This window comes from Ilumatobacter nonamiensis YM16-303, from assembly GCF_000350145.1.
Lineage (GTDB): Bacteria > Actinomycetota > Acidimicrobiia > Acidimicrobiales > Ilumatobacteraceae > Ilumatobacter_A > Ilumatobacter_A nonamiensis.
Genome location: NZ_BAOL01000109.1, coordinates 1 through 2048 on the forward strand (window position 1 = coordinate 1; position 2048 = coordinate 2048).

Annotated in this window: 4 protein-coding genes and 1 pseudogene; 1 reads left to right on the top strand and 4 read right to left on the bottom strand. The window is 65.1% G+C overall.

Annotated features, from left to right (window positions below):
• A partial coding sequence (locus tag ON45_RS23095) for a hypothetical protein (protein WP_040494083.1) occupies positions 1-429 on the top strand: 429 nt, incomplete at its 5' end.
• A gap of 21 nt (positions 430-450) precedes the next feature.
• Here the strand turns inward: ON45_RS23095 and ON45_RS11720 are convergent.
• The 4 genes and pseudogenes from ON45_RS11720 to ON45_RS11735 form a co-directional block, all read right to left on the bottom strand.
• Positions 451-1038, bottom strand: coding sequence for a YdeI/OmpD-associated family protein (locus tag ON45_RS11720; RefSeq protein ID WP_040494084.1), 588 nt, complete (start codon positions 1036-1038; stop codon positions 451-453).
• 66 nt (positions 1039-1104) lie between these two features.
• Positions 1105-1401 carry a hypothetical protein gene (locus ON45_RS11725; protein ID WP_040494085.1) on the bottom strand — a complete coding sequence of 99 codons (297 nt, stop codon included), beginning with the start codon at positions 1399-1401 and terminating at the stop codon, positions 1105-1107.
• A gap of 30 nt (positions 1402-1431) precedes the next feature.
• Positions 1432-1635, bottom strand: coding sequence for a cold-shock protein (locus ON45_RS11730; RefSeq protein WP_040494086.1), 204 nt, complete (start codon positions 1633-1635; stop codon positions 1432-1434).
• Positions 1636-1710: 75 nt separating this feature from the next.
• Positions 1711-2048, bottom strand: a pseudogene (locus ON45_RS11735) (hypothetical protein); the annotation flags it as partial.

Below are 2048 nucleotides of genomic sequence, written 5' to 3' on the forward strand. Positions count from 1 at the left end.
GACGGCGTGGTGCGCGTCGATGCGAGCGGCGTGGGCGAGACTCCCCCACTCGACGACCTCACGGCGCGACTGGACGAAGCGCTCGACGAGACACTCGAGGTGCAACTCACCTGGGTCGAACGCCAGAACGTCACCGCCCCGGTCGAGCCGTCCGCCGATGAACTGCTGGCCGAACAGGTCGCGGTGCTCGCAACCGAGTGGGCCGAGGAGAACGACGTGGCGGTGATCGACGTCGAGTACGCCGAGCTCGCCGCTCGCGTTCAGGTTGCGGGTGAAGATCCACCCGACGCATCCGATCTCGTCGCCGACATCGAGGCGGAACTTCCCGACGATGCATCGGTGACCGTGCTGTTCGTCCAACGCCTCGACATCACGACCACCACCACGACATCGACGTCCACGACGACAACGACCACGACCCCGGGCTGAGTCGCCGCGCCGTCCGAACGATCAGTACGGCGGTTTGACTCCCGCGGCGAGACGATCCACGGACGTCGCCACCCACTTCGCCCGGGTCACCGGCCGTTTACACATGTAGATCTTCCGTAGGACCGCGCTCTGCTGTGGCCCCGTCAGGCCGTCGTAGAACGCCTGCGCCGACGGCACCTCGGCGAGCGCCAGCGCGAGATCATCCGGCACGACTCCGTCGTCGGACGCGGTGAGCAGATCCCACGATCCGTCGGCTCGGGCACGGTCGATCACCGCTCGCCCCGCATCGGTCATCAACCCCTGTTCCTCGAGCGCTTCCACCTTCGCCTTGTTCACGCGCGACCACACGCTGCCCGCCCGGCGCGGCGTGACGTACTGCACGTAGGTGGTGTCGTCGATCGGTTGGACCTTGGTGTCGATCCATCCGAAACAGAGCAGCACGTCGACGACCTCCGTCCAGCGCACCGACGGACGCCCCGTTCCGGCGCGCCAGTACTGGACCCAGGCGCCGTCGGCCGCCTCGTTGTTGACCTCGAACCAGGCGCGCAACTCGTCGGTGTCCGCCGCGACGATCGTGTCGTGGTCCTCGTCCGGCCACCGCACCGCCATGTCGGCACCGTACGCGAAAACGACGAAGGCCCCCGGATTGCTCCGGGGGCCTCGCATCAGACTCGCTCAGGCTTCGGCTTGCGCCGGCTCTTCCTCGCGTGGTTCGGGCGCTTCGCCCAATCCCATCTTGTGGAAGATCTCCGCCTTGCGGAACTCGAAGTCGTCTTCTTCGACTTCGCCCGCTGCGAACTTCTCGTTGAGGATGCGGAATTCCTCGAGCAAAGCGTCCTCGTCAGGACCGTCGTCAGCCGCTTCGGCCTTGGCCGCACTGCGACCGTGTCGAATTGCCTGCTTCTCGGCCTTGCGTTCCTTCTTGCGAAGTTCACGCTGCCGCTTCTGGTAACTCTGCGGGCTTGATGCCATGCAGAACCGCCTCCTTCTTGGATTGCTGGATCAGATCTCTTTGACGTCGACTGCTTCCGGTCCCTTGCGGCCGGGGGCGACGTCGAACTCGACCTTCGCGTCGTTGTTCAGCGACCGACGTCCCGTGCCAACGATGTTGGAGTAGTGGACGAAGACGTCATTGCCGCCCTCGTCCGGTGTGATGAATCCGAAGCCCTTCTCGTCGTTGAAGAACTTCACAATGCCTGTAGCCATTTCGGCTCCTTGTGTTCAGAGAGCCTTGAAAACGACTCACGTGTGCGCTGTCACTGTACTGGCGGACGACCCGAATTAGCTCGCGGGACGGGGTTGGAACGCGAATCGGAACGGTTGATGCCCCGTGATCGCAAGGCGAGCGAGGATGATCGCCGCCATCAAGGTTCCGCTCGCACCACCCGCGAGCAAGGCGGCGTCGGAGACCGACAGCCCGTAGACGAGCCAGATGACGGCTTCGATCCACGCCATGATCCACGTGCTCGGAGCGAGGCCGTCGAGTTCGCGACTGCGGCAGGCCGCGACCACGGCCGGCACGAGTTGCATTCCGTAGCAGAGTCCGATCGCGAGACCGGCGACGCCCCATCCGCCGACGAGCAGGAACGGGAGCGGAACCATGCCGAGCACGAACAGGC